Raw genomic sequence first — 1470 nt, forward strand, 5'->3', positions numbered from 1 at the left:
GCCCAATGCCGGTCGGTTAGGTGGTCCTGGCTGGTCGGCGGGTGGGTCTGGGCTTGCTGGGTGGAGTGATGGTGACAGCTGAACGTGATGGCCGGCTGGTATGGCGTCGTTGTCGATGCTGCGGCCTTTTGACAGCGAAGTTGCTCATCTTCCTCTTGATCACGCGGGGATAGCTTCGGTCTCTGCGCTTGGGGTTGATCTCATCAAGCACTTCGGCAAGCAACACGCGGTAGTGATCGTTATCGTGCGTGAGGGGGAAAAGACTCCGGTTTCCACACGCGGGACCGGATGATGCGAACCGTGTTCTTATGTGAGATCCGGTCGGGATCCAGCTTCGCGTGATCAGCGGCGTCCACCTGAACGCGCATCGTGGCGTAATGGACCCCCAGATGCGCCCAGAACTCCTGCCGCACCCTGTCCGGCGACTTCGACCGAAAGATCTTCTCGCTGTTGAGCTGCACACTCTTGATCTGCTTGAGGAATCCCTCGATGTCCCAGCGCTCGTGGTAGAGCATCGCGAGATCCTTCGCCGGGGCCCGCCGCGGGTCCATGATCGTGGTTACCAGCCGATATATCTCGTCCGACTCGGGCAGCCGGTACTCGACAACCCGCAATCGGAAGGACGCGAGGCCGGATTTCTTGGGCGGAATCACCTCGGCGATGTAGGACCCATCAGCCAGCAGCTCCACCGGCCGGAGGATGAGGCTGGACGTCACCCTCCACAGCAGGTCAGCGCCGGTGTCCACGGCCTTGATCCACCGGTGGAACGAGTAGATATGCCGATCGGCCAGCACCAGCATGCCCAGGCGCATCGAGGAGAACATCTCCTCGATCAACATCGTTTCCGCGGCAGCATAACCATCCACCCGGGCGTCGAAGACCGCATGCGTGCCCAACTCGACCAAACACGCCGCCTGAATCTGCGGATACGCCGTCTTACCCTCACCGCGGCCCGAGCCAGGCCGACCGAACGCACGATCATTCTCGTCGGTGTCCGGCACCGTGAACGTTGTCCCGTCCACCGCACACAGCAACCAGTCCTGATACCACGCACCCCGCGTTTCCGGTCGCGCCTGCGGCGCCATCACCGCACGCACCGCCGTCTCCATCGGGCCCGACCCCAACCGGCTGCGAGCATCACCGATCGACCCGGTCGTGGGCACTCGATAACCCTGTCCGCCGCGACCGAACACCGACATCAGAATCTTCATCGCCGACCGATACGACTCCTGCGGAAACAAACACAAGACCAGCGTGAAATAGAACACCAGCCGCGCCGGCAACGCACGCGTCCGCTGTTCCCGACGCCAGTACTGATCAATGACCCGATCCACCAACGCGACCGGGAACGTCCGAGTCAGCACACCAATAGCGGCCTGGTCAGCCAAGCTAGGGCCCGGGCCTGCGTCCGTCTCAAGATCCACAAACCGCAGGCTACCGGCCCTGTCACAACCTAACCGACCAGCATTG

At 62.4% G+C, this 1470-nt stretch carries 1 protein-coding gene; it reads right to left on the reverse strand.

Annotation, left to right across the window (positions count from 1 at the left end; genetic code table 11):
• Window positions 1–239: 239 nt before the first annotated feature.
• Complete coding sequence (locus CLV71_RS47375) at window positions 240–1424, reverse strand: IS4 family transposase (protein ID WP_166664562.1); 1185 nt, start codon at window positions 1422–1424, stop codon at window positions 240–242.
• Window positions 1425–1470: the final 46 nt, after the last annotated feature.

This window comes from Actinophytocola oryzae (assembly GCF_004364325.1).
GTDB classification, from domain to species: domain Bacteria; phylum Actinomycetota; class Actinomycetes; order Mycobacteriales; family Pseudonocardiaceae; genus Actinophytocola; species Actinophytocola oryzae.